This window comes from Peribacillus faecalis (assembly GCF_014712675.1).
GTDB lineage: Bacteria > Bacillota > Bacilli > Bacillales > DSM-1321 > Bacillus_AD > Bacillus_AD faecalis.
The window spans coordinates 58770-85125 of record NZ_JACXSI010000034.1; the positions used below are offsets into that span (position 1 = coordinate 58770).

The following is a 26356-nucleotide window of genomic DNA, read 5'->3' on the forward strand; positions in this document are numbered from 1 at the left end:
TAAACCCCTCTCTACAAACTATATACGAAAATATTCAAATAAATTTTTTCATGTATGTAAAAGCTTTTCATTTTTTTTCACTACTAATATTATTATGCACGAAAAACTTTGTCATTAACAGTATAAACTATGCTAAATTGCCCGTAATAAACAGAAACTATAAGAAAAAGCGGGATAAATCCCGCTTTTTCAAATAGGGAACGCTCCCCATCTCTTCGTAAATTATCGACGTAAACCTAGTTTGTTAATTAATTCACGGTAACGAGTAACGTCTTTATTACGTAGGTAAGTTTGTAGGTTACGACGTTTACCTACCATTTTCAATAGACCACGACGAGAGTGGTGATCTTTTTTGTGAGTACGTAAGTGCTCGTTTAATGCATTGATTTCTGCAGTTAAAACAGCGATTTGAACTTCAGGAGATCCTGTATCGTTCGCATGCGTTTTGTATTCTGCGATGATTTGGTTTTTTTGTTCTTGTGAAATTGCCATTATTAATTCACCTCATAATTTTTTTAAATCCCCTATTGCCGAGCATAGCGTCGGTGACTCGACTAGCCAAGCACAGGTTCATTTCATACGTTTAATATAATACCTTGTAATTCGCAAAAAAGCAAGAATGTAATCACATTTCCTTAAAATACCGCTCCGCATTTTGTTTATCTTGCGTCAATTGTGCGATAATCTCATCAATACCGGAAAATTTCTTTTCGCTCCGAAGCCGCGTATGCCACTCAATCGCAATTTGTTCATCGTAAATCATTTCATCAAATTGAAGCATATGTACTTCGACTGAAGGCTTTTCCGGCCTTTCGTTTTTAAAGGTAGGTTTAAAGCCTATATTGCAAATACCGTTAAAAGTCCGGTTATGAACAGTTGCCTTTACCGCGTAAACTCCGTTAGCCGGAATCAAATAATCTTCATCCATTTCTACATTGGCAGTCGGAAAACCAAGCTGTCTTCCTCTCTTGTCTCCGTGTACAACAATTCCTTTAGTAACGTACTTACGTCCTGCCAAATCAACAAAGTCATCCACTTTCCCCTCTGAAAGCGCCGCTCTAATCGCTGTAGAACTGACTTTTTCATCGCCGAGGGAAATTTTATCGATAATCATTTGCGAAAAAACGCCTCTGGAATGAAACGGCATCGTTTCCATTGACCCTTTACCCAGCCTTCCATAGCTGTAATCAAATCCTGCTGTAACATGCAACACGTGCAAACCGATTAAGTATTGATCGACAAATTGCTGAGGAAGAAGTGAGGCAAAACTCTCAGAAAAATGGACGATAAAAAGATAATCGACTCCTAAATTATCGATCAAGCTTATTTTGTCTTGCAAAGGGGTAATGTACTGCACCTTTTTTTGTTTACCTAACACCGTCAGCGGATGCTCGTAAAATGTCATGACTGCAGAATTCCAACCGTTTTTTTTCGCTGTTTCAATAGCCGATTGAATTACTTGCTGATGACCTTTATGAACGCCGTCAAAAAAGCCTAAAGCAATAGACAGCGGCGGGAAATCTTCTTTTTTATAAGTATGAGGATAATCTAGCTCGATTACTTTCACATTCTTTCTCCTCTTTCCTGCTATATTATATCTATTTATATGGGCTCTTTTACATAAGCCTAAAATTTTGCAATTTAGTGTATTAGTTTAAAGATATTCTCAAAACCTTGACGGGTTTCATTATGTCAAGATTATTTTCTTTAATTTGATAAATAGCCAAAGCAGTCCCGTTAAATTCAAGAACAAACGGTTCGCCTGTTTCTATTGAGAAGTCCTCCGGTTTCTTTAACGCGACACCATTGATTACTTTCTCTGCTACTTTATCATTAATAGCCAATTTCGGCAAATGCGACAGCCCTTCTTCTAACGGGCGCAACAGCTCGTAGCGCTCCTCAAGGTCCATTTCCTCAAGCTGCTCAAGCGTATAGCAGTCATCCAATGTAAAGCTTGAAGATTGAATGCGTATAAGGTGTGACATATGCGCAGGATAGCCCAGTTTTTCTCCAATCATGACGGCCAATGTTCGAATATACGTTCCTTTTGAACAGTTGACACGGAATCGGAAAGAAATAGTTTCTCCGGTCCACTCCTCGCGGTCATCCAAAAGTTCAATTTCATAAATATTCACCTCTCGGCTCGGACGTTCTACTTCTATACCGGCACGTGCATATTCATACAGTTTTTTTCCGTTTACTTTGACAGCAGAATACATTGGAGGAGTTTGTACAATTGTTCCTTGAAATGATTGCAACGTTTCTTCTATCTCTTTACGGGAAAATTTCTTTTCGCCCTCAGCTCTTGCCACTACTTCTCCGCTCGCATCTTCAGTTGTCGTCGAAAAGCCAATCGTCACTTCTCCCTCATAACTCTTGCCTGCATCTGTAATATATTCTGCTATTTTAGTCGCTCTTTCAATACAAATCGGCAATACGCCGGTCACATCCGGGTCAAGTGTACCTGTATGCCCGACTTTTTTTGTTTTATATAGTTTCCGTATTTTCCACACGCAATCATGTGATGTCATGCCCTTTGGCTTCATTAAAGGCAAAATCCCATCCACTCACAAACACTCCTATCCAGAAAAACCGTCACCGGTCCTTTTTCATTTTTGTTTTTACTCCTCGATCCACTTCAATGGAAAAGGAGCCATGCGGCAGGACTAAGACGAACCGACCGAGAAACCCGGTTTTGGTTTCTTGGGCGGGGTGGCTTAGGACCTAGCATGGCAGGTGTAAGGTTAGACACCCATCTCAGTTCCAAAATATATACTTTCTTAGAAAAACCGTCACCGGTCCTTTTCATTCATATACTTTTAAAAAAAGGCCAACTCAGGCGATATACCCCTTTCTCCCTTATAGGAGAAAGGAATACGATGCATTTGAGTCGGCCTTCCATTTTTATTCTTCTTCGTTCTTATTCTCTTCTTCTGAATGAATTTGATGAATTAATGTTTCGATTCGTTGACCATATTCTAACGATTCGTCCCATTCAAACGAAATCTCAGGTGTAATACGTAAGCGAATGCGCTTGCCGATTTCTGAGCGGATAAATCCGCTTGCTTTCGCAAGTCCGATTAATGTATTTTCCTTTTGCTCTTGGTTGCCAAGCACAGATATGTATACTGTTGCTTGCTGCAAGTCACCCGTTACCCTTACATCAGTAACTGTTACGAAACCGATTCTAGGATCTTTCAATTTGCGTCCTATGATTTCGGTTAATTCCTTCTTCATTTGCTCACCAACACGATTTGCACGAAGGCTCATACTATCACCTCGTTGTCATTAAAGCCATTGATAATCCGTAATCGTTCGTTCAATTTCCGGGAATGAATCAACCAGCTTCAATGCCTTTTGAATTTCTTTTTCTGAAGCGGCTTGCGAGGAAGATACCGTGACGACGGCAAGCTTTGTGCGCTGCCATAAGTCTTGGTATCCAACCTCCGCCACTGATACATTGCATTTGTTTGAAAGTCTTGTTAGTATTCGCTGCAATACGGCCCTTTTCTCTTTAAGAGAGTGGGCTTCATATATAATCGCTTCGAATTCTACATAACCGATCATTTACGTTCGATTTCTTCCATCACATATGCTTCGATGATGTCTCCCTCTTTCAGGTCATTATAGTTTTTGATTGTAATACCACATTCATAACCTGCAGATACTTCCTTAGCATCATCTTTAAAGCGTTTAAGCGCATCGATTTCACCTTCAAAGATTACAATACCTTGACGGATTAAGCGAATGCTGCTGTCGCGAGTAATTTTACCTTCAGTTACGTAAGAACCAGCGATTGTACCAACTTTTGATACTTTGAATGTTGTACGCACTTCCGCTTGTCCGATTACTTTTTCTTCGTATTCAGGATCAAGCATACCTTTCATTGCTGATTCAATTTCTTCCATAACTTTATAAATAATGCTGTATAAGCGAACATCTACTTTCGCAGATTCTGCTGCACGTTTAGCGTTAACATCCGGACGTACGTTAAAACCGATTACAATTGCACTAGATGCATCAGCAAGCATAATGTCATACTCATTGATTGCCCCTACGCCACTGTGGATGATTTTAACTTTAATGCCTTCAACCTCAATCTTTTGAAGTGATGCAGATAAAGCTTCTACAGAGCCTTGAACATCACCTTTAACAATCAAGTTGATTTCTTTCATTTCACCTTGTTTCATTTGTTCGAATAAGTTGTCTAGAGTCACGACAGCTTTTTCATTACGTTGAGATTGAACTTGTTGTTGAGAGCGTGCTTCCCCAACTTGACGAGCTGTTTTCTCATCTTTGAAGACAACGAATAAGTCGCCTGCTTGAGGCACTTCATTTAAACCAGTGATTTCAACTGGAGTTGAAGGACCTGCATCTTTAACACGGCGTCCCATATCATTTACCATTGCTCGAACACGACCAAAAGTAGTACCGACAACAATCGGATCCCCAACTTTTAGCGTACCGTTTTGAACAAGTAATGTTGCAACAGCTCCACGACCTTTATCAAGTTGCGCTTCGATTACTGTACCTGTAGCTAATTTATTTGGATTTGCTTTATATTCTTCCACTTCACTTACAAGAAGAATCATTTCTAGCAATTCATCGATACCTTCGCCTTTTTTAGCAGACATCGGTACGAAAATTGTATCTCCGCCCCATGCTTCAGGAACAAGGTTGTGCTCTGTTAATTCTTGCATAACACGGTCAGGATTTGCCGCTTCTTTATCCATTTTGTTTACTGCGATGATAATTGGCACTTCAGCCGCTTTCGCATGGTTGATTGCTTCAACTGTTTGCGGCATAACACCGTCATCAGCCGCTACTACGATAATCGCAATATCAGTAACTTTCGCTCCACGCGCACGCATCGTTGTGAACGCAGCGTGACCTGGAGTGTCAAGGAAAGTAATTTTCTTATCATTAACTTCAACTTGGTATGCGCCGATATGCTGTGTAATACCACCTGCTTCTCCTTCCGTTACTTTTGTGTTACGGATAGAGTCAAGCAATGTTGTTTTACCATGGTCAACGTGACCCATGATTGTAACTACAGCCGGACGCTCTACTGTGTTTTCAGTTGCTTCTTCTTCACTTGCGATGTAAGCATCAAGGTCTGTTAAGTCAACTTTGATTTCTTCTTCAACTTCTACACCGTACTCGCTGCAAATCAATTCAATTGCATCTTTGTCAAGGCTTTGGTTAATTGTAGCCATTACGCCTAACAAGAATAACTTCTTGATGATTTCAGATGGTTCACGGTGAAGTTTTTTAGCTAGTTCACCAACTGTTAAAGACTCAGAGAATGTAATTTTTTCAGGTAATTCTCTTTCTTTTCTTGGTGTATGCATTTGTGGGGCTCTATTAGTTTGCCCTTTTCTGTTGTTTCTGTTTTGCTTTTTACCTTTGTTGAACTGGTTGCCACCCGGTTTCTTGTTGCCTTGCGCTACCGGTGGTTTTTTCTTCACAAGTTTTTGTTTGCTGACGCTGTTTTCGTCATGGCGGTCTTCATATTTATTTTCTGAAGCAACTGCTTCTGTTTGGTTTGTATTTGCTTTTGCTGTCTTTTCATCCTTTTTAGGCTGGAAAGATTGATCTAATTTGTTTACTGCCGAATCGTCGATTGCTGCCATATGATTTGATACCTCTATATTCATTTCTTTTAGCTTTTCTATTATCACTTTGCTTGATACATTTTGTTTCTTTGCGTATTCATACACACGTACTTTAGTCATACGTACACCCCCGTATAAATTAATGCAACAACGTCTTCAGCTTTTTAGCGAAACCATCATCAAGCACTGCGACAACAACACGCGCATCTTTTCCGATGGCATTGCCCAACTGTTCTCTACTCTCCACTTTTTGTAATGGAACGTTGTAATAAGTGCATTTATCGGTTATCTTTTTTTCTGTATTAGAGGAAGCGTCGCCTGACAAAAGAACTAACTTCGCGTTTCCGCTCCGCACTTCTTTAATCACCAGCTCTTCTCCCGCTATTACTTTCCGTGCTCGATAGGCTAATCCTAATAGATTTGACCATTTTGGTTGATTCACTTTGTTCATTACTTCTCCTCTTCCGCTAATCGGAGTAACTCCTCATATAGACCGGAATCGATTGTTGCGTCTAGGTGGCGGGCTAATACATCTTTTTTTTGCGCAGATAAAATTGCTTCTTTAGTCAAAGTCAAGTATGCTCCTCGGCCCGATTTTTTTCCTGTCGGATCAATTGATACTTCGCCTTCTTTAGAACGGACGATGCGAATCATCTCTTTCTTCGGCTTCATTTCACCTGAAGCAATACATTTGCGCATTGGGATTTTTTTGCGATTTGACATCTATATCACCTCAATTAATCGATATCTTCATCGTCATATAAGTCATCGTAGCTTGACTCAATGCTTGCTTGACTCAATAATCCCTCTTCTTCATGCTCTTCTTCCATTTTTTCTACTGGATAGATGCCTGCTTCGCGTGCATCAGATTCGCTCTTAATATCGATTTTCCAGTTTGTAAGCTTCGCTGCAAGACGAGCATTTTGACCGCGTTTACCGATTGCTAATGAAAGCTGATAATCAGGAACGATAACAGTCGTTGCTTTTTCTTCTTTATTAACCAATACTTCAAGAACTTTAGACGGGCTTAATGCATTAGCTACAAATTCAACCGGATCTTCTGACCATTTCACGATGTCGATTTTTTCGCCCTTTAGTTCATTAACGATAACTTGAACACGTTGACCTTTTTGACCAACACAAGCACCGACTGGATCAACATTCGGGATATCTGTATGCACAGAAATCTTTGAACGGTCTCCTGCTTCACGAGCAACAGATTTAATTTCAACTGTGCCGTCGAAAATTTCAGGAACCTCTGTTTCAAATAGACGTTTCAAAAGACCAGGATGTGTTCTTGAAACATAGATTTGCGGACCTTTTGAAGTTCTTTCCACTTTCGTGATATATACTTTAATGCGATCATGCGGTTTGTATTGTTCATTAGGCATTTGTTCGCTCGCCGGAAGCAATGCTTCAATTTTGCCAAGGCTCACGTAAATATAACGTGAATCTACTCTCTGTACAATTCCGTTCATGATATCTTCTTCGCGGTCGATGAATTCATTGTAGATGATACCGCGCTCCGCTTCGCGCACGCGTTGTGTCACAACTTGTTTCGCTGTTTGCGCTGCAATACGTCCGAAATCTTTCGGTGTCACTTCTAATTCTACTACATCTTCGACAGAATAGTTCGGATCAATTCTTCTTGCATCCTCTAAAGAGATTTCAAGGCGAGAATCGAACACCTCATCTACTACATCTTTTCTTGCTAATACGCGCATTGTTCCGCGCTCAAGGTTCAGGTCAACACGCACATTTTGCGCTTGATTGAAGTTTCTTTTGTAAGCAGATACTAATGCTGCCTCAATCGCTTCAATTAATACATCTCTTGAGATGCCCTTTTCCTTTTCTAAAATAACTAGAGCATCCAATAGTTCACTGCTCATTAGTGAATCCCCCTAACATAAATTCTCATTAAGAAAAAATAACAGCAAGACGTGCTTTCGCAATTTTTTCAGTAGGTAATGTGATTTCTTTAGTTCTTGTTTTAATTTTTATAGAAAGTTTTATTTCTTTCTCGTCATATGAAAGAAGCGTACCTTCAAACTCTTTGCTGCCTTCGATTGGCTCGTATGTTTTAATATTGACATGCTTGCCGATTGCTCTTAAGAAGTCCTGTGGCTTTTTCAATGGTCTTTCCGCACCAGGCGATGACACTTCCAGGAAATAATTTTGCGGTATCGGATCGATTGCATCCAGCTTTTCGCCAAGCTTCTCGCTTACCAATCCGCAATCTTCGATATCGACACCATTTTCCTTATCTATAAAAACGCGCAGGAACCAGCTTTTGCCTTCTTTCACATATTCAATATCCACTAATTCCAGCTGTTCTTGCTCCAGAATATCTGTAAGCAATTCTTCAACTATTTCTGTTACTTTTTTACTCATATAATCCCTCCTAACAGTTCAAGTAATTCTAAGACGTTAATTTCTTTAGTCAACTGTGAGCAAAAACTATCAAAAGCGGAGAGCAATAACCATTGTAAGCTATTATGTAAGAAGCTTTTTTGTATATACTTTCACGAAAATGGCTTTCATACTCACTAATTTTTGTCCGGTAACAATACGAAAGAGCGGGTTTCCCCGCTCTTGGCATGTGTTATAAGTACTGTCTTTCCAATTAGAATATACCATAAAACTAGCAAGGATGCAAACAATGGTAATCTTTTGTATGTTCCGCAGTACTTTTTTGACCGTAAATCGTTAGAAAAGCGAAAGCTGATTTTGGTCCGGCAGCGCATCGAGACAACCTTGTTTATCCAGGTACTCAATAATTGTTTTCGATACTTTACCGCGTTTCTGCAAGTCTTCTTTAGAAAGGAATTCTCCTTCTTCCCTTGCATTAACAATATTGATAGCCGCGTTCGTTCCAAGGCCGGGAATCGAATCGAATGGAGGAATTAACGTATTCCCTTCAATCAAGAACTCGGATGCTTTTGATTTGTATAAATCAACTTTTTGGAAGCTATAGCCTCTTTCACACATTTCCAATGCCAGCTCCAGTACAGTTAATGTATTTTTTTCTTTTGGAGAAGCGTCGAGACCTTTAGCATTGATTTCTTCGATTTTAGCCCGGATTGCAGCCGATCCTCTTGCCATCGCTTCAATGTCAAAGTCTTCGGCACGAACAGTAAAGTACGCCGCATAATATAATAGTGCATGATGCACTTTGAAATAGGCGATACGGACAGCCATTAAAACGTAAGCAGCCGCGTGCGCCTTAGGAAACATATACTTAATCTTTTTACAAGAATCTATATACCATTCCGGCACTTCATTTTTACGCATTTCTGCTTCGAATTCCTCGGACAGCCCTTTCCCTTTTCGGACAGATTCCATAATTTTAAATGCCAATGACGGTTCCAATCCTTGATAAATCAAGTAAACCATAATATCATCACGACAGCCGATTACTTCGCTCAGTGTACATATACGATTATGGATGAGCTCCTGAGCATTTCCGAGCCATACGTCTGTTCCGTGAGAAAGACCGGAAATTTGCACTAGCTCAGAGAATGTAGTCGGTTTCGTATCTTCAAGCATTTGACGAACGAACCTTGTACCGAACTCAGGTATCCCGAGTGTACCGGTTTTACACATAATTTGATCTTCGGTAACGCCCAATGATTCTGTACCGCTGAAAATCTTCATTACTTCAGGATCATCAGTAGGAATCGTTTTAGGATCGATTCCGCTCAAGTCTTGAAGCATCCTGATTACAGTCGGATCATCGTGCCCCAGTATATCCAGCTTCAGCAAATTGTCATGGATGGAATGGAAATCAAAGTGTGTCGTTTTCCATTCAGATGTTTGGCTGTCTGCCGGATACTGAATTGGAGAGAAATCGTAAATATCCATATAATCCGGAACTACGATAATACCACCGGGATGCTGACCAGTCGTTCGTTTAACGCCTGTACAGCCCGCTACAAGCCGGTCAATCTCAGCTGAGCGAATATGAAGGTTATTATCGTTCGCATAACCTTTCACATATCCGTAAGCCGTTTTTTCTGCTACCGTACCGATTGTTCCGGCGCGGTATACATAGTCCTCACCGAACAGCACTTTTGTATAGTTATGCGCGCGCGGTTGATATTCTCCAGAGAAGTTCAGATCGATGTCGGGTACTTTATCCCCTTTGAATCCAAGGAACGTTTCGAACGGAATATCATGGCCGTCTTTTTTGTAAGGTGTGCCACATTTAGGACAATCTTTATCTTTCAAGTCAAATCCTGAACCGACCGATCCGTCATTAAAGAATTCGGAGTTTTTGCAGTTCGGACATACGTAATGCGGCGGCAACGGGTTTACTTCGGTAATTTCCGTCATCGTCGCAACAAAAGAAGAACCGACGGAACCACGCGAACCTACCAGATAGCCGTCGTTCAATGATTTTTTTACGAGCTTATGAGAAATCAAGTAAATAACGGCAAATCCGTGTCCGATAATACTTTTTAATTCTTTCTCAAGACGGGCTTCGACAATTTCCGGCAGTTCATCTCCATAAATCCTCCGAGCCATATCATAACTCATTTGCCTCATTTCTTCATCGGCGCCTTCGATTTTCGGCGTATACAAATCGTCTTTAATCGGTTTAATCACTTCAATTTGATCTGCTATAGCATTTGTGTTTGTTACAACAATTTCATGTGCCGTTTCTTTCCCTAAAAAAGAGAAGGCCTCAAGCATTTCATCAGTCGTGCGAAGATGAACGTTAGGCAGTTTATGACGGTTCAGCGGATTGGCTCCGCCCATTGAATTCACCAATATTTTACGATAAATCTTATCATTAGGATGCAAATAATGCACATTTCCTGTCGCTACTACAGGCTTGTTTAACTTTTGGCCCAGCTTGACGATGTTAGAAATGATATTTTCGAGTGAACGCTGATCGCGCACATATTCAAGCTCGATTAAATGCGCGTAAACTTCCGGAGGCATGACCTCCAAGTAATCATAAAACTCAGCGGTTTTTTCTACTTCATCCGGTGACTTTTGCATCATTCCTTCAAATACTTCACCTTTATCGCACGCCGAGCCGACAATAAGACCTTCACGATGCTTTTGCAGCACCGATCTCGGAATACGCGGAACCCGGTAGAAATAAGAAATATGGGATAAAGAAATCAATTTGAACAAATTTTTCAACCCGACTTCATTTTGCGCAAGCAGCGTGCAATGGTATGGTCGGGAACGTTGGTAAGCCTTTCCTTCGCCCATATGTTCGTTCAATTCATCATGATAGAAAATTTCTTTTTCAGCGGCATCCTTCAACATTTGAATAAGCAAGTGCGCAGTTGCTTCCGTATCGTAAATTGCCCGGTGATGCTGCGTTAATTCAATGTTAAATTTTTTGGCCAAGGTGTTCAGACGGTGATTCTTCATTTCCGGATATAAGAAGCGCCCTAATTCAAGTGTATCAATAACCGGATTCGTTGCTTTTTCGGAACCCATCTGTTTGTATCCGACATTAAGGAAGCCCATATCGAAGCTCGCATTATGCGCTACAAGTATACTGTCATCTGCCCATTCTTTAAATCTTGTAAGAACATCTGATACTTCAGGTGCATCGACAAGCATATCGTCTGTAATGCCGGTCAAATCAATGATTGTTGCCGATAACGGGTGATGCGGATTAGCGAAGGACTCGAATTTATCGATGATTTCTCCTCCGCGCACCTTCACTGCCGCAAGTTCGATAATCGTGTCATAAACAGCTGATAAACCGGTTGTCTCGACGTCAAATACGACATATGTCGCTTCTTCAAGCAGACGATGTTCGACATTATAAGCAATCGGTACGCCGTCATCGACCAAATTGGCTTCCAATCCATATAAGATTTTTATATCATTTTTCTTTCCGGCTCCAAATGCCTCAGGGAACGACTGCGCTACAGCATGATCGGTAATGGCAATCGCTTTATGTCCCCATTTTTTCGCTTGCGATACTAAATCAGAAACCGAGCTCACCGCATCCATTTGGCTCATTGGCGTGTGTAAATGAAGCTCGACCCTTTTCTCCTCAGCTTTATCCAGTCGCGCAGGCGCTTTTATTTCATTCAGGTCATTGGCGATCATGACTAAATCACGCACGAACGTATCGTTTTGGATACTTCCTTGAGCACGTACCCACATTCCTTTTTTTACACGAGCTAAAATAGCCGCATCTTCTTTATCGCGTGAGAACATCTTCACCATAATAGAGCTTGTATAGTCAGTCATTTTAATTGTCAGCAACGTTCTGCCGCTACGCAGTTCTTTCAATTCTGTAAAGAAGACATAGCCTTCAACAGCTATACGGCGCTCTTCGTCAATAATCTCTTCCATACGTTTAAAGTCTGCATCATCTTTAATTGTATAGCCGATTTTAACCGGTCCTTCCTGTACTTCGACTGAACCGGAATCTTGTTCTTTCTTCTGCATCTCAACTACAGCCGCCATCGCTTTTTGGGCATCTTCCTTCTGCTTTTCCTCAAGGAATTGCGTATACTCTTCTGCAGAAGCTGAAACTTCCGTATCAAGAGACAGCTGTGGGAAACCGAACGATTGATAAATAGAGGATATAATTCCTGAATATTTATTTCTTAATTGCCCCGCCTCAGCGTCGTTACGGGCATTGACGACTAATTTTTGACCGACGACTTTGGGCTTCTGTCCATTCAACAATGAAAGCAAAGCGGGCGATCCCCCATCAATTTCCGACAGACAGTCTGTCCAATAATCGTGAATTAGTTTTTCTGTCATATTTTGATTGCGCACAGAGATTGTATATGTCACCTGAGCGATGTGCGCAAAAGTTTTAACCAATTGCGTCGAGAATCGTTTATGAACATCGCTCGGCAATATTTCTTCTAATAAAAATTCAAAATGCCATCTTTGCGAGGATCTTTCTATCAATAATTTCGCAATTTCTGCATGGTTAAAGTACGAAACAATTGCATCCTCCGTTAAATTCAGTTGTTGGAGTAGAAGTTGAAACCTCTCTCTTCCTTCGTTAGAATGTTGAGTCAACTGCCGATCCTCCTTCTTTCTATCTTTTTAAATCAGCGCTAATTTCATAATCAGCCGTAATTATAACATACATATAAAACTCAATACATTATTGACTTTCGCTTCCCAGTATTTCATTAACGATTGTAATTAGATCATCCATATGTACCTCAAACGTCTCCCCTGTAGAACGACTTTTCACTTCCACTATTTTTCCGGTCGCTTTCTGTCCTACTGTTATTCGAACAGGCAAGCCCATTAATTCCGAATCATTAAATTTGACGCCTGCACGTTCATGACGATTATCAAACAACACTTCATAACCTTGTTTTTGCAACATTGCATACAATTGTCCGCTAAGTACAACTTGTTCTTTATTGTTCATGTTGATAGCTATAATGTGAACATGAAAAGGAGCAAGTTGTTTTGGCCATACTAAGCCTTTTCCATCGTTATATTGTTCTGCAACCGCCGCCATAAGCCTTGAAACTCCAATTCCGTAGCATCCCATAATCAGCGGCTGATTCTGTCCCTTTTCATCAAGAAAATAGGCATCCATAGCTTCACTGTATCGTGTTCCAAGTTGAAAAATATGTCCGACTTCTATACCTTTCGCAAAACGGATTTTACCTTGACCATCAGGAGAAGCATCTCCTTCTTGAATAAATCGCAAATCAAAGTACTGAGCCACTTCAAAATCGCGACCCGGATTGGCATTTATATAATGGTAGTCATCTTCATTTGCTCCGCAAACGCCATTTACAATACCGGCAACAGCATGGTCGGCAATTATTTGTATTGTATCAACGCCAATAGGGCCGACTGAACCAACCGAGCAGTTTAATGCAATCTTCACTTCTTCAGGGGCAGCTAAATCAATCGTAGCCGCATCAAATAAGTTTTTAAGCTTTATTGTATTCACTTCGTGGTCTCCACGGACAAGCACAAGAACAGGTTTTTGATCAATATGAAAAAGGATCGCTTTTATACATTGCTTCGCTTCGACCTTAAAGAAATCTGAAACTTCTTTTATTGTTCTCACATTGATTGTTTCAACTTTCTCTATCGCTTTTAGCATTTCATCGCTTTTTTCATATGTCATAATGACCGGTGCCATTTCGATATTAGCAGCAAATTCGGAACTGTCACTATAAGCAATTGTATCTTCACCAATTTCAGACAGCGCCATAAATTCATGTGTGTCCTTTCCTCCCATAGTACCACTATCAGCAATAACTGTACGGAAATCAAGACCTAAGCGATTAAATATCGTTTCATATACATTAAAAAGCATCTTATATGTTTGATCGAGGCTTTCTTTCGTTGCGTGAAAAGAATAAGCATCTTTCATAATAAATTCTCTTGCACGCAACAGACCGAAGCGCGGACGTTTTTCATCCCGAAACTTCGTTTGGACTTGATAAAATATCATCGGTAATTTTTTATAAGTATTAAGTTCGTCTCTCACAAGGCTCGTAATAACTTCTTCATGTATCGGTCCAAGCGCAAATTCACGATTGTTTCGGTCGCGTACCCTCATTAATTCCGACCCGTAAGAGAGCCAGCGCTTTGATTGCTGCCAAAGCTCAACTTGCTGTAATGACGGCATCAGCACTTCGTTTGCACCTGTAGCGCCCATTTCTTCTCTAATAATCGCTTCAATCTTCTTCAACACTCTTTTTCCAAGCGGCAAAAAACTGTATATACCGCTTGCTACTTGTCGTATGTAACCGGCTCTCAGCAAAAGACGGTGACTCTTGGCCTCCGCATCTGACGGAATCTCTCTCATGGTTGGAATAAACATATTTGATTGCTTCATCATTTCACCTCAAGTTGTAAAACTAAGCTTCTACATTATTCCCCAATAGGAATAAGCGAAAGAAAAATTCCTCCGCTTATTCATCTTTTCCTATTCAGTTTGCTTCATGCTCCTACAAAAAGAACTTTTGAATATCATTCCACGTTACGACCAACATTAGCAACATCAGCAACGCAAATCCGATCAAGTGAACAAGACCTTCTTTTTGACGATCAAGCGGTTTGCCTCGTACAGCTTCAACCGCGAAGAATAACAATCTTCCGCCATCGAGCGCCGGAATCGGCAGCAAGTTCATAATACCGAGGTTAATGCTTAACACAGCTGCCCATTTCAGAACTGTTAAAATCCCAAGCTGGACAACCTGCTCAGTTGAAACATAAATCCCAACCGGACCGGAAAGCATGTCAATCGAGAATTGGCCAGTAATCAGTTGACCGAGCATAACAAAAATTTGTTTGGTCCAATTATACGTTTCTGTGAATCCGTAAGTAATGACTGACAAGAATGATTTATCGGTCGGCGGATAAACACCGATAACTCCGATTTGTTTCCCTTCTCTTTCAATCTCTTTCGGTGTGACCGGAATATCGAGCGTTTCCCCGTCACGCACAACTGTAAAAACAATTTCCTCTTCCGGATGGTTTTGAATTTCAATTTCGATATCCTTCCATGAAGAAACTTCTGCTCCATCAATTGCCTGAACTTCATCATTTTCCTGCAGTCCGGCAGAAATTGCTCTTCCGTCATCAGTCAGTTGGCCAATTCTGGCATCATCGACATATATACCTTGTATAGCAGCAATCACAATAAAAATAATAATCGCTAATACAAAGTTCATCATTGGACCTGCAAAAATGGTCATTGTTCGCTGCCACAATGATTTTGAGACAAATTGGCGATTGTAAGGAGCAATTTGGTTTTCTACACCGTCCTGAACAATAACTGCTTTCGGATCAATCTCAAACGTTTGCATGACTGTATCTTCTTCATCTTCAAAACCTCGGATTTCGAGGCGATGCTCTAGGTCCAGACTTTCTACTTCAATGACTTTTATATCACGATACTTATCTTTATTGTTCAAAATAATTTTTTGAACTTTTCCGTCCTGCCCGAATTTTAAGCCGACGCGAAAGCCAGGCTTAATTTCGGTCATTTCTTGGTCTTCTCCTGCCATTCGTACATATCCGCCAATAGGCAAAAGACGTATCGTATAAAGTGTTTCATTTTTAGTGAAGGACAATACCTTCGGTCCCATGCCTATCGCAAATTCACGGCATAGAATACCGGCGCGCTTCGCAAAATACAAATGTCCTAATTCATGGACGAAAACGAGCGTTCCGAAAATAAGTATAAAGGAAACAACTGTTTGTAACGTTTGCACGAATACACCACCTTATAATTACAGGAACGAAAGAACTTGCTTCCTCGTTTCCTGATCCGTTTGTTGAATCGCTGCCAAATTCGGCTTACTGATTACTTCATGCTTCTCTAATGCCCGATAAACCAAACTTTCAATTTCCAAGAAAGAAATTTTCCCTTTTAAAAATAGATCCACCGCAACCTCGTTGGCCGCATTTAGCACTGTAGGCATTGTGCCACCGACTTTCCCCGCTTCATATGCGTAGCGTAAACAAGGAAATCTCTCAAAGCTCATTTCCCGGAAATGCAAAGTCGCGATTTTTGCTAAATCAAGACGATCCTTAGATGCATTTTGCAGGCGATCCGGATACATGAGCGCATAAGAGATCGGCACTCTCATATCCGGTGTTCCCAACTGAGCGATAATGCTGCCGTCATGGAACTCCACCATTGAATGAATGATGCTCTCTTTATGCATAAGTACTGATATTTTGTCATAAGGCATATCAAAAAGCCAATGCGCCTCAATGACTTCGAGACCTTTATTCATCATAGTAGCTGAGTCTATAGTTATTTTAGCACCCATTGACCAATTTGGATGATTTAATGCTTGCTCAACAGTAACACCTTCAAGTTCCGCTCTCGTATAATCACGGAAACTCCCGCCTGAAGCTGTAATAATCAATCGCTCGATATTTTTCTCCTGCTCGCCTTGCAATGCCTGAAAAATAGCAGAATGCTCGCTGTCTACCGGCAATATGTTAACGCCGTGCTTTTTAGCTGCATCCATAACAACATGTCCAGCTGTTACGAGCGTTTCTTTATTTGCCAAAGCAATATCCTTTTTTGCTTCAATAGCTTTTAAAGTCGGATATAGTCCAACACTTCCAATAACCGAGTTTAATACGATGCTGCTTTCCGGATACACAGCCACTTCTACTAAACCATCATTCCCATATGTAAATTTCGTAGACGGGAATTCTGTGCGCAATGCCTCGCAATCTTCTTTCTCTTTTACAGATACAAGAGCCGGAGAAAATTCCTTGATATACTTTCTCGTCAGTTCAATATTGTTTCCTGCCGAAAAAGCGACAACTTCAAATTGATCTTTATTTTCACGTACAACATCCATCGTCTGTCTACCAATTGATCCTGTGGCCCCTAAAAGACTAATCTTCTTCAATCGTTAGACCTCCTGTCGAGACTTTTGCAAAGTCTATTCTATTTTTAAAGATAATATTTATTTTTTGACTTAGATAGGTGTCTAACCATACACCTGCCATGCTTGGAGACCTACAGGATGCTGGTCTTATCGGCGAAGACATGTAAATGTGGCGCCTTTAGCCGTTGTTCCTTTTCCTGGCCGAAACCGAAACCGGGTTTCCCGCACGTGGCTCTCACGATGAGAGTCACAGCGACGAGGATATGCGGACGTAGCGACCTTAGTCAATGGTCCTTACTTACGGACCGCTCCCTCTTTTCTGTTCCCGCATGGCTCCTATTTTGATTTGAAAGCGCCAATAGGTAGGCATTCACCTGAAGATGACTGCAAAACCAGAGTATGCGCCTCACAAAAGGACCGGTGAAGGTTTTTCTTATACTATAGAAAAGTTATATAAAATGGCAACAAGGTGAAACATTCGACGTAGTCGCCAATTTAAGGCAAGTTTTCTTTATAGTATATTTAACTGCTTGCCAAATCTAGTACAAAACTATAACAAATATAAAAGATGTAAAATAGGGAATACGAAAATCCAGCTGTCTGTACGATCTAGTATACCGCCATGGCCCGGTAAAATCGTTCCTGAATCCTTCACGCCGTAATAGCGTTTGAAAGCCGACTGAACAAGATCTCCCATTTGACCGAATATAGCAATGATTACGGACATAACCAAAATTTTAACAAGTGACAAATCAATATCCGTCACAAAATGAAAAATAAGCGCAACAATAAGTGCACTGCAAATGCCGCCGATTGCTCCTTCAATTGTTTTATTTGGACTGATTTCCGGCCAAAGCTTATTTTTCCCTAATGAACGGCCTACAAAATACGCCCCGGAATCGGTAGCCCATAAAGTAAACAATACAAAGAAAACATACACTAAACCTGTTTCTCGCGTTTCAGCTATGTAATAAAAGCCCATACCTACATATATTAAAGTTATCACGACAAAACCGACATGGTCGAAAGTAAAACGGTTTTTCGTCACAACTGTATACATGAGCAATACAATAACACCGAGTGCAAATACATTAACTTTGTTCAAATTCAAATCTTCAAGTGTCGTTATATATGCTGAGGGAACAAGTATCACCCACAACATAATAAAAGCTATAATAGCCGGGAATGATGCTGGTCCAATTTTGTGCATCTTCAATAATTCATACAAACCGACAGTCGCCATTAAATAAATCAAAATCTGAAAAGGCAGATTTCCATATATGACAATCGGTAAAAATACAGCTGCAGCTATAACAGCTGTAATAATTCTTTGTTTCATGATTTATAAATCCTCACCTTCTATCGCTTATAAAGCGTTACAAGCCACCGTATCTTCGCGAACGTTTTTGATACACTTCAATAGCCTCCAGAAATTCTTTCTCTGAAAAGTCCGGCCACAGAACATCTGTAAACCAAAATTCTGTATATGCCAATTGCCAAAGCATAAAATTGCTCAAGCGAATTTCTCCGCTCGTTCTGATCAGCAAATCAGGATCACCGATTTGAGAAGTCATTAAATAAGAAGAGAATAGCTCTTCAGAAATCTCCTCATGTTTAAGCTTGCCTGTTCTTGCATCATGTGCGATTTTCTCGACAGCTTGGATGATTTCAGCACGGCTTCCATAATTAAAGGCTAAGTTCAATAGAAGTCCATCATTATGTTCCGTATCCTTCATTGCTTTTTCTACCGCTTTTCTTGTATGATGCGGCAAAGCTTCTGTATCCCCCATGATGTTCACTTTCACGTTTTCTTCAATCAATTCCGGCAGAAACGTATCCAAAAACTCGATTGGCGCTTTCATCAGGAATGCTACTTCTTTTTCAGGACGTTTCCAGTTTTCTGTGGAAAATGCGTATACAGTCAATGTTTTAACACCAATTTCATTTGCTAATTTAGTTGTTTTTCTTAGCGTTTTTATGCCTTCACGATGACCTGCTATTCGCGGAAGCGATCTTTGCTTTGCCCAGCGGCCATTTCCATCCATGATAATCGCTACATGCTCGGGTATAATCGCAGAGTTCTTTATAGAATCAATTTTTGTATCATCTATATCAGCAGAAGCATTACTTTTAAACCAACGCTTCCAAAATCCTTTCATAATCCAAATCCTCCAATAGCTTACTACTTAAAAATAGTTGAATCCACTTAATAATAGCAGAAAAACAGGAAATAGCCTATCTGTATTATTACTTATTAATGAAATTGACCTATATTTATCGTTCCCATACCTTTGAATTATAAAGCAAATGCAGTGTAAAAGAAAAACTGTCACCGGTTCTTTTGGTAAAGCATATACTCAAATTTGCAGCCATCTTCAGAGGATTACCATCTTAAATATGCTGCAAATCAAAAGGAGCCATGCGGAAAGCGAAAAGCGGATGCGGCCCGTTCAGCCCTGACCTGCATAAGACGAATCACGTAGGAAATTGTAAAATTTCTGGAGTGATTTGGCTTATGACCGAGCTGTCAAATTCATCACTTATCAGTCATGAATTTGACAAGATACTCAAGGGAGATTATCCAAGATAAAAACTGGCTGGCCGCTGTAGCTAGACAAAATCTAAAAAGGAACAGCGACTATGAGCGCTGCGTCCGCATATCTTCGTCGCTGTGACTCTCATCGTGAGAGCCCCACACAAGAAACCCGCCTTTGTTTTCTTGGGCGGGGTGGCTAGTGGCTAGTAATGAACATCGACTAAAAACACCACGGCCGCATGTCTTCGCCGATGTGAGCTACTTCCTGTAGGCCTCCGAGCATGGCAGGTGTAAGGTTAGACACCTATCAAAGTTCAAAATTCTACTTTCTTGTAAAAAAGCCCCTGTCAAAGGGGCTTTTCAACAACATTAAACTGACATGATGTCTTTTTCTTTTTCTTTTGCTACTTCATCGATTTTTTGAATATGAGCATCAGTAAGCTTTTGGACATCTTCTGAATAGCCGCGGTGCTCATCTTCAGTAATTTCGTTATTTTTTTCAAGTTTTTTCAAGTCGTCATTAGCATCACGGCGAATGTTGCGGACAGCAACTTTTGACTCTTCCGCTTCTTTTTTCACTTGTTTCACTAATTCTTTACGGCGCTCCTCTGTTAAAGCAGGAATCGCAATACGAATGATTGATCCGTCATTTGAAGGGTTCAAACCTAGATCAGATTTTAAAATTGCTTTCTCGATTTCACCTAAAATTGTTTTATCGTAAGGTTGGATAACTAATAGGCGAGCTTCAGGCACAGAAACACCTGCCAATTGGTTAATTGGAGTTGGAGCTCCATAATAATCAACTGTCACTTTATCAAGTAATGAAGCGTTCGCTCTGCCAGCGCGAATTGTTGCCAATTCTCTTGAAAGCGCTTGAACCGCTTTATCCATTCTTTCTTTTGCAGAAGCAATTACTTGTTTAGCCATCTTATTTTTTCCCCCTAACAGTAGTTCCGATATTTTCACCCATAACAGCACGTTTTATGTTTCCTGGTTCTGTTATAGAGAAGACGATTAATGGAATATCATTATCCATACATAATGAAGAAGCTGTTGAATCCATTACTTCCAGACCTTCTTTAATTACATCTAAATAAGATAATTCTTCATATTTAACTGCACTTTCGACTTTGCGAGGATCTGCATTGTATACGCCATCAACATTATTCTTAGCCATTAAAATAACGTCTGCTTCAATCTCTGCTGCTCTTAATGCTGCAGTTGTATCCGTAGAGAAGTATGGATTGCCTGTTCCAGCCGCAAAAATTACAATGCGTTTTTTCTCTAAGTGACGCACCGCTCTTCTTCTGATGTACGGTTCAGCAATTTGTCTCATTTCAATAGATGTTTGAACACGTGTCTCTATGCCAAGCTGCTCAAGACTATCTTGTAAAGCTAATGAATTCATGACTGTCGCCAACATACCCATGTAATCAGCTGTTGTACGGTCCATGCCCATTTCACTTCCGATTTTGCCTCTCCAAATGTTACCGCCGCCGACTACGACAGTCACTTCCACACCAAGATCAGCTACATCTTTCACTTGCTCAGCAATAGACTTAATTACAGATGGATTAATTCCGAATCCGTCTGAACCAGCCAATGCTTCTCCACTTAATTTTAATACAACACGATTATATTTAGCGCTACTCATTAGAACCTCCAACTTCTTGATCATTACCCTTTAATTATGTATTTTGCGGGCAACTTATCTTCTTTAATCGATATATACATTCAAAAAATAGGGAACACAATGTGTTCCCTATTGATTTCTTACGATTAACCAGCTATTAATTAGTCTTTTTTGATTTGGCTCATTACTTCTTCAGCGAAGTTATCAACTTTTTTCTCGATACCTTCACCAACTTCAAAACGTACGAAGTTAGTTAATTTACCGCCAGTTGCAGCAACGAATTGGCCAACTTTTTGATCTGGGTTTTTAACGAAAGTTTGGTCAAGTACGCAAATATCTTCGAAGAATTTGCCAAGACGGCCTTCCACCATTTTCGCAACGATTGCTTCAGGTTTACCTTCGTTAAGAGCTTGTTCAGTAAGAACTTTACGCTCTCTATCGATTTCTTCAGCAGATACTTGGTCACGACTTACGTATAGAGGTTTTAATGCAGCAATGTGCATAGCTACATCTTTTGCAGCAGCTTCATCAGTAGAACCTTCAAGAACAGTTAGAACACCGATGCGTCCGCCCATGTGAAGGTATCCGCCGAATGCGTCAGCGTCTGATTTAGAAACTACTTCGAAACGACGAAGAGTCAGTTTTTCACCGATTTTAGCAACAGCTTCGTTGATATGAGCTTCAACAGTTGAACCGTTAGCCATAGTTTGAGCTAATGCTTCTTCAACAGTTGCAGGTTTGTTTGCTAATAGGTGAGCAGCTAATTCTTTAACTAGTACTTGGAACCCTTCGTTTTTAGCAACGAAGTCAGTTTCAGAGTTAACTTCAAGAATTACAGCTTCATTACCTTCAACTTGAATGAAAGTTAAACCTTCAGCAGCGATACGATCGCCTTTCTTAGCAGCTTTCGCGATACCTTTTTCACGAAGGTAGTCGATTGCAGCATCCATGTTTCCATCAGTTTCAGTTAGTGCTTTTTTGCAGTCCATCATTCCAGCACCAGTTTTTTCACGTAGTTCTTTTACCATTTGTGCAGTAATAGCCATTAAGAAGGTCCTCCTTGTTTTTTATGTACTTTTATTTCAACCGTTCGGTTAACGTACAATGGTTTTTAATGTTTTTATCAAAACTATTATTGGCTTTATCAAACAGAAATAAAGCTTATTTTTCAAAAAAAGGTGATAAAAGGCCTTATCCTCTTATCACCTTTTGTTGTTTAAGTTATTCTGCAGCAGGTGCTTCAGATAGGTCTTCACCTTGTTTAACTTCAAGAATTGCATCAGCAATTTTAGCAGTTAAAAGTTTTACAGCACGGATTGCGTCATCGTTTGCAGGGATTACATAATCGATTTCATCCGGATCACAGTTAGTATCAACGATACCTACTAGAGGGATGTTTAATTTGTGAGCTTCTGCAACAGCAATGCGCTCTTTACGAGGGTCGATAACGAAGATCGCATCTGGAAGACCCTTCATATCTTTAATTCCGCCTAAGAACTTCTCTAAGCGCTCTTGCTCTTTTTTAAGTTGAATAACTTCTTTTTTAGGAAGAACTTCGAATGTGCCGTTCTCTTCCATTTTTTCGATATCTTTAAGACGTGCAATACGCTTTTGGATAGTTTCGAAGTTAGTTAAAGTACCACCTAACCAGCGTTGGTTTACATAGTATTGACCAGCACGGATTGCTTCTTCTTTAACTGAATCTTGAGCTTGTTTCTTAGTACCAACGAAAAGAACAGTACCGCCGTTAGCAGCTACTTCTTTAACGAAGTTATAAGCTTCTTCGATCTTTCTTACTGTTTTTTGTAGGTCGATGATATAGATACCGTTACGCTCCATGAAGATGTATTTCTTCATTTTTGGGTTCCAACGGCGAGTTTGGTGTCCAAAATGTACACCAGCTTCAAGCAATTGTTTCATTGAAATTACTGACATGTGTATTTCCTCCTAGGTTTTTTTATCCTCCGTTCAGATCGACTCCAGTTAAAAACTGTTCACACAGCACCTGTTAACTGAATACTTGAACGTGTGTATTAACACCATGAATTAATATAGCATAGTAAAAAATGATTATCAAGAGGTTTATTCATAGTTTATGAATGAAATTTCAACAATAACTCAATTTCTGTTTTACCTTTGCCTAATTCTTTCGCAATATCTTCTATATTATAACCATTCTTCATCATTTCAACCGCTCTTTCTTCTGATGATTGCTGTTTCAACTGGTGTTCAAAAGTTTCCTTAAATGACCGCTTGTTATCTTTCTCTTCTTTATTTTCGCCTGTTATTACAGACAGCTCAAGCTGATCTTCCACATCCGGCATGGGCGGTTCATAATGATTGGACGTCTCTTTTAGTTCTTGGTCAGAAGCTGAATGATACGCTTTTTTCACTGTAGAAACAGCCAGGTTAACCTTTGCAGTTTCAATCACTGAAGCATTGTCCGACGAAGCATCAGCGGAACCTGAATCCGAAACTGCTGCTGCTTGAACACGGGTATTTTTATTATTTTCGACTCTTGCTGACAACTGTTTATTTTCTTCCTGTATTTCGAGCAAAAAGCTTTGAATAACAGCTTCTACATCTTTTTGCAGTTTTTCCATTGATTGTTCTGCCTGTATATATTTATTTTGCCGCAAATATAAAATGATAATGGCAAAAATACTGAATGCATGCAAAATAAAACTGATGATTAATACTAAAGTCATATTTTTTACCCTCTATCCTGAAAAATCAATTGCATTACCTTTATATGGATGTTTTGCGGAATTGATTGTTTCATTTACTTCACTTTCCTGTTCTTGCAAAGTTAATGAACTATCATGATGCACGGAATTTTCTTCCCTTTTCAATTTCACATTGTCTTTTTGCTTTTTTTTCACAACTGTTTTTTCTTTTCTTCCTGCTTCTTTCTTCATTTCACGCGCTGCAAAATCATGATTTAGCTGACCTTTTTGTTGCATTTGCTCTTGCAATTTCCCTGCATCATGTGTTCTTGGCAAGGCGACTTGCAATTCAATGGCTTTTAAGCTCATTTTGACATTCTCCTTTACAATGGCAAGGTACTAATATCACCATTGCGAATAGTCATTTTCACTTTAGCTGTGACAGTCTTAATATTTTTCGAATACGCTCCGAAGTAAATTTGTGTGTTAGGGAAAACCTCACCTTTAGCTAAAACAAATGATTCTTTAGCCATCGTGATAAGTTCTTCCTTGATAGAGGAAATTTCCTCTTCTATTTCAGCGTTTCTTTTATTTAACGTTTTAACAGTTAATTCTTGCTTTTTCAGCAATCGATTCTCTTCATCCGACAGCGTTCGGGCCATCTCCAGCCGTTGATTCAACCGTTGCGAAAGCATGTAAAGCTTCATAAGCGAGTCTTTATTCGCCCTAAGCTCATTTTTCAAATGAAGTTCTTTTTCAATCAGCATTTGATTGGCATCGATTTTTATAACGGTGTGCATATAGTGATGATTGCCGAAGTCGACAGCTTCCACACTTTTAGCTGCATTAATTTCCCCGCCGATAATATGGCCGCTTCGTACAATAATATTGCCTCCGCTTTTTACTTTGCTGTGCAAAATCGACCGATCGACAAAAATATTTTGACCGGCGCTGCAAACAGCCAGATTTAAATAATTGGCGTGTATATCAATAGCTGCGTCAACGGAGCCTCGCATACCGCCGGCAATACCACCTGATATATGTATTGAACCACCGGCAACTAAATGTGCCGCTTCTACCAGTCCATATACATGTATATCCCCACCCGCCTTTACTGTATATTCGGAAGGGATGTTACCCCGAATGACAACATTCCCGATAAAGTCAATATTCCCGGTATTCAGATCAAGGTCTCCATTTACCTCAAAGATAGGGTAAACATGGATGCTGTCAGTTGTAACTGATAATTGCCCATCGAGTGTTGCATAAAATTTATCGTCATGAATCATAACATTTTTACCGGCTTTCATCTTAACCGGTTTTCCTTTTATTGCAGGGATAGTGTTGCCATATACATCAATCCCCGGCACACCCATTGACGGCTGTACCACTTCGGCGATTAGTTGTCCGTTGCTGACCGAAGGAATTTTTATTACATCGCGGAAATTTAACGTTTTCTGTCCGTGATCTTGTTTAGCTTTCTCGACTATCATTTTATTGACAATATAACCATCTTCGCCAATACAGGCCGCTTTCCCTTCCGCTATCAAAAGCGGAAACTCTGTCTTTTCATTAGCATCAGCCAAGGAATGTAAAACATCTTCTTTTATTCCAAAAGTAATCTTCTTATTTTGCAGTTCTTCTTTAATTTGTTCTGCTGTAATGACACTTTCTTCTGGAGCATCCTTTTTCAAAACAACCATTGCTGTTATTCGATCGCTTGAAACGCTAATATCAAAGAGGCTACTCATGCTTCATTCCCTCTTTCCTTTTAAAATCATATTATTTTTGAAAGTGTTGTTCTCAGCTTGAATATTGCTTTTGAATGAATTTGTGATATTCGGGAGGTAGATAACCCCATTACTCTCCCTATTTCTGTCAACGTCAATTCTTCTTTATAAAAAAGTTGCAAAACTAGCTGTTCGTTTTCATTTAAAGTTGAAATTACTTTTGCCAATTCCTCATACAGTTCGCCGCGGACTAAACTCTCTTCGGGCATAATCGTCTTTTCATCCTTAAATAAAAAACTTTGCCCTTCTTTCTCTTCAACATCTTGGGGCTGATCATCGACGGAAATTACGTTCGAAAAGAAATTTTCGTTCATGGTATGGATAATTTCATCAGCCGGTATTTTTAATTCAGAAGCCACTTCTTCAACTGTCACATTTCTCATTTTTTCTTGCTCGAGCTTCTCAATAACATGTTCAATTTTTTTTGTTTTTTCCCTTACGCTCCTCGGCAGCCAATCTTCTTTTCTTAGACCATCCAAAATGGCACCTCTGATACGAAATGATGCATATGTATCGAACTTCAAATCCCTGTCCGGCTCAAACCGTTCAAGCGCATTAAATAGTCCCATCATCCCAAGACTTCTAATATCATCCCTGGAAACACTTTTAGGTAAACCCACTGAAATTCTTTGCACATGGTAGGAAACAAGAGACATATATTTTTTCACCAGGAAATTACCGGCCTGCTGATCTCTTCCATCAATCCACTTTTGCCAGCATTGATCTTCTTCGTTCATTACCTGCAGCATGTTACCCCTCCTTGCCGCCTATAGTTAAAAGGTA

General features: G+C 40.0%; 24 protein-coding genes. All 24 read right to left on the reverse strand.

Annotation, left to right across the window (positions count from 1 at the left end; genetic code table 11):
- Positions 1–222: 222 nt before the first annotated feature.
- The 24 genes from rpsO to IEO70_RS13810 all read right to left on the reverse strand — a co-directional run bounded on the left by rpsO (position 223) and on the right by IEO70_RS13810 (position 26322).
- Entirely contained in the window at positions 223–492 is a 270-nt protein-coding gene (gene rpsO, locus IEO70_RS13695) for a 30S ribosomal protein S15 (RefSeq protein ID WP_190998930.1), read from the reverse strand.
- Positions 493–625: 133 nt separating this feature from the next.
- On the reverse strand, positions 626–1567 hold the full coding sequence (ribF, locus tag IEO70_RS13700) for a bifunctional riboflavin kinase/FAD synthetase (protein WP_190998931.1): 942 nt from the start codon (positions 1565–1567) through the stop codon (positions 626–628).
- An 82-nt stretch (positions 1568–1649) separates the two neighbouring features.
- Positions 1650–2567, reverse strand: coding sequence for a tRNA pseudouridine(55) synthase TruB (truB, locus tag IEO70_RS13705; protein ID WP_190998932.1), 918 nt, complete (start codon positions 2565–2567; stop codon positions 1650–1652).
- 337 nt (positions 2568–2904) lie between these two features.
- Entirely contained in the window at positions 2905–3270 is a 366-nt protein-coding gene (gene rbfA, locus IEO70_RS13710) for a 30S ribosome-binding factor RbfA (RefSeq protein ID WP_190998933.1), read from the reverse strand.
- An 18-nt stretch (positions 3271–3288) separates the two neighbouring features.
- Positions 3289–3567 carry a DUF503 domain-containing protein gene (locus IEO70_RS13715; protein ID WP_190998934.1) on the reverse strand — a complete coding sequence of 93 codons (279 nt, stop codon included), beginning with the start codon at positions 3565–3567 and terminating at the stop codon, positions 3289–3291.
- On the reverse strand, positions 3564–5735 hold the full coding sequence (infB, locus tag IEO70_RS13720) for a translation initiation factor IF-2 (RefSeq protein WP_190998935.1): 2172 nt from the start codon (positions 5733–5735) through the stop codon (positions 3564–3566). Before infB ends, IEO70_RS13715 begins: the two co-directional genes overlap by 4 nt.
- A gap of 19 nt (positions 5736–5754) precedes the next feature.
- The gene (locus IEO70_RS13725) at positions 5755–6066 is read right to left on the reverse strand and encodes a YlxQ family RNA-binding protein (RefSeq protein ID WP_190998936.1); all 312 of its coding nucleotides are present in this window, start codon (positions 6064–6066) and stop codon (positions 5755–5757) included.
- Complete coding sequence (gene rnpM / locus IEO70_RS13730; RefSeq protein WP_190998937.1) at positions 6066–6338, reverse strand: RNase P modulator RnpM; 273 nt, start codon at positions 6336–6338, stop codon at positions 6066–6068. Before rnpM ends, IEO70_RS13725 begins: the two co-directional genes overlap by 1 nt.
- A gap of 14 nt (positions 6339–6352) precedes the next feature.
- Entirely contained in the window at positions 6353–7504 is a 1152-nt protein-coding gene (nusA, locus tag IEO70_RS13735) for a transcription termination factor NusA (protein ID WP_190998938.1), read from the reverse strand.
- A 28-nt stretch (positions 7505–7532) separates the two neighbouring features.
- Positions 7533–8006 (reverse strand): ribosome maturation factor RimP, encoded by a 474-nt coding sequence (gene rimP / locus IEO70_RS13740; protein WP_190998939.1) that lies wholly within the window; start codon positions 8004–8006, stop codon positions 7533–7535.
- Between the two features lie 315 nt (positions 8007–8321).
- Positions 8322–12629 carry a PolC-type DNA polymerase III gene (locus IEO70_RS13745; RefSeq protein ID WP_190998940.1) on the reverse strand — a complete coding sequence of 1436 codons (4308 nt, stop codon included), beginning with the start codon at positions 12627–12629 and terminating at the stop codon, positions 8322–8324.
- Between the two features lie 88 nt (positions 12630–12717).
- A complete protein-coding gene (locus IEO70_RS13750; RefSeq protein ID WP_190999008.1) occupies positions 12718–14427 on the reverse strand; it encodes a proline--tRNA ligase in 1710 nt (569 codons plus the stop codon).
- Between the two features lie 112 nt (positions 14428–14539).
- Entirely contained in the window at positions 14540–15808 is a 1269-nt protein-coding gene (gene rseP, locus IEO70_RS13755) for an RIP metalloprotease RseP (RefSeq protein WP_190998941.1), read from the reverse strand.
- An 18-nt stretch (positions 15809–15826) separates the two neighbouring features.
- Complete coding sequence (locus IEO70_RS13760) at positions 15827–16969, reverse strand: 1-deoxy-D-xylulose-5-phosphate reductoisomerase (RefSeq protein WP_190998942.1); 1143 nt, start codon at positions 16967–16969, stop codon at positions 15827–15829.
- Between the two features lie 529 nt (positions 16970–17498).
- Positions 17499–18287 (reverse strand): phosphatidate cytidylyltransferase, encoded by a 789-nt coding sequence (locus IEO70_RS13765; protein WP_190998943.1) that lies wholly within the window; start codon positions 18285–18287, stop codon positions 17499–17501.
- 37 nt (positions 18288–18324) lie between these two features.
- Positions 18325–19107, reverse strand: a complete 783-nt coding sequence (locus IEO70_RS13770) for an isoprenyl transferase (RefSeq protein ID WP_190998944.1) — start codon at positions 19105–19107, stop codon at positions 18325–18327.
- A gap of 746 nt (positions 19108–19853) precedes the next feature.
- A complete protein-coding gene (gene frr / locus IEO70_RS13775; RefSeq protein ID WP_190998945.1) occupies positions 19854–20411 on the reverse strand; it encodes a ribosome recycling factor in 558 nt (185 codons plus the stop codon).
- A 1-nt stretch (position 20412) separates the two neighbouring features.
- The gene (pyrH, locus tag IEO70_RS13780; protein WP_190998946.1) at positions 20413–21138 is read right to left on the reverse strand and encodes a UMP kinase; all 726 of its coding nucleotides are present in this window, start codon (positions 21136–21138) and stop codon (positions 20413–20415) included.
- A 140-nt stretch (positions 21139–21278) separates the two neighbouring features.
- On the reverse strand, positions 21279–22163 hold the full coding sequence (gene tsf, locus IEO70_RS13785) for a translation elongation factor Ts (protein WP_190998947.1): 885 nt from the start codon (positions 22161–22163) through the stop codon (positions 21279–21281).
- 175 nt (positions 22164–22338) lie between these two features.
- Positions 22339–23052, reverse strand: coding sequence for a 30S ribosomal protein S2 (gene rpsB / locus IEO70_RS13790; protein ID WP_190998948.1), 714 nt, complete (start codon positions 23050–23052; stop codon positions 22339–22341).
- Positions 23053–23210: 158 nt separating this feature from the next.
- Positions 23211–23825, reverse strand: a complete 615-nt coding sequence (locus IEO70_RS13795) for a DUF6115 domain-containing protein (protein WP_190998949.1) — start codon at positions 23823–23825, stop codon at positions 23211–23213.
- A gap of 12 nt (positions 23826–23837) precedes the next feature.
- Complete coding sequence (locus tag IEO70_RS13800; RefSeq protein ID WP_190998950.1) at positions 23838–24152, reverse strand: hypothetical protein; 315 nt, start codon at positions 24150–24152, stop codon at positions 23838–23840.
- 14 nt (positions 24153–24166) lie between these two features.
- Positions 24167–25534: a DUF342 domain-containing protein gene (locus tag IEO70_RS13805; RefSeq protein ID WP_190998951.1), complete on the reverse strand. Its 1368-nt coding sequence runs from the start codon at positions 25532–25534 to the stop codon at positions 24167–24169.
- Between the two features lie 26 nt (positions 25535–25560).
- Positions 25561–26322: a FliA/WhiG family RNA polymerase sigma factor gene (locus tag IEO70_RS13810; RefSeq protein WP_328820933.1), complete on the reverse strand. Its 762-nt coding sequence runs from the start codon at positions 26320–26322 to the stop codon at positions 25561–25563.
- Positions 26323–26356: the final 34 nt, after the last annotated feature.

What these genes read in the sequence shown, in the direction of transcription:
- infB (WP_190998935.1), bottom strand. Translation starts at nt 5,735, where the DNA reads ATGACTAAAGTACGTGTGTATGAATACGCAAAGAAACAAAATGTATCA.
- frr (WP_190998945.1), bottom strand. Translation starts at nt 20,411, where the DNA reads ATGGCTAAACAAGTAATTGCTTCTGCAAAAGAAAGAATGGATAAAGCG.
- rnpM (WP_190998937.1), bottom strand. Translation starts at nt 6,338, where the DNA reads ATGTCAAATCGCAAAAAAATCCCAATGCGCAAATGTATTGCTTCAGGT.
- pyrH (WP_190998946.1), bottom strand. Translation starts at nt 21,138, where the DNA reads ATGAGTAGCGCTAAATATAATCGTGTTGTATTAAAATTAAGTGGAGAA.
- tsf (WP_190998947.1), bottom strand. Translation starts at nt 22,163, where the DNA reads ATGGCTATTACTGCACAAATGGTAAAAGAACTACGTGAAAAAACTGGT.
- IEO70_RS13725 (WP_190998936.1), bottom strand. Translation starts at nt 6,066, where the DNA reads ATGAACAAAGTGAATCAACCAAAATGGTCAAATCTATTAGGATTAGCC.
- rpsB (WP_190998948.1), bottom strand. Translation starts at nt 23,052, where the DNA reads ATGTCAGTAATTTCAATGAAACAATTGCTTGAAGCTGGTGTACATTTT.
- IEO70_RS13800 (WP_190998950.1), bottom strand. Translation starts at nt 24,152, where the DNA reads ATGAGCTTAAAAGCCATTGAATTGCAAGTCGCCTTGCCAAGAACACAT.
- nusA (WP_190998938.1), bottom strand. Translation starts at nt 7,504, where the DNA reads ATGAGCAGTGAACTATTGGATGCTCTAGTTATTTTAGAAAAGGAAAAG.
- IEO70_RS13770 (WP_190998944.1), bottom strand. Translation starts at nt 19,107, where the DNA reads ATGAAAGGATTTTGGAAGCGTTGGTTTAAAAGTAATGCTTCTGCTGAT.
- rpsO (WP_190998930.1), bottom strand. Translation starts at nt 492, where the DNA reads ATGGCAATTTCACAAGAACAAAAAAACCAAATCATCGCAGAATACAAA.
- IEO70_RS13810 (WP_328820933.1), bottom strand. Translation starts at nt 26,322, where the DNA reads ATGCTGCAGGTAATGAACGAAGAAGATCAATGCTGGCAAAAGTGGATT.
- rimP (WP_190998939.1), bottom strand. Translation starts at nt 8,006, where the DNA reads ATGAGTAAAAAAGTAACAGAAATAGTTGAAGAATTGCTTACAGATATT.
- rbfA (WP_190998933.1), bottom strand. Translation starts at nt 3,270, where the DNA reads ATGAGCCTTCGTGCAAATCGTGTTGGTGAGCAAATGAAGAAGGAATTA.
- IEO70_RS13795 (WP_190998949.1), bottom strand. Translation starts at nt 23,825, where the DNA reads ATGACTTTAGTATTAATCATCAGTTTTATTTTGCATGCATTCAGTATT.
- IEO70_RS13715 (WP_190998934.1), bottom strand. Translation starts at nt 3,567, where the DNA reads ATGATCGGTTATGTAGAATTCGAAGCGATTATATATGAAGCCCACTCT.
- IEO70_RS13750 (WP_190999008.1), bottom strand. Translation starts at nt 14,427, where the DNA reads ATGAAGCAATCAAATATGTTTATTCCAACCATGAGAGAGATTCCGTCA.
- IEO70_RS13765 (WP_190998943.1), bottom strand. Translation starts at nt 18,287, where the DNA reads ATGAAACAAAGAATTATTACAGCTGTTATAGCTGCAGCTGTATTTTTA.
- IEO70_RS13805 (WP_190998951.1), bottom strand. Translation starts at nt 25,534, where the DNA reads ATGAGTAGCCTCTTTGATATTAGCGTTTCAAGCGATCGAATAACAGCA.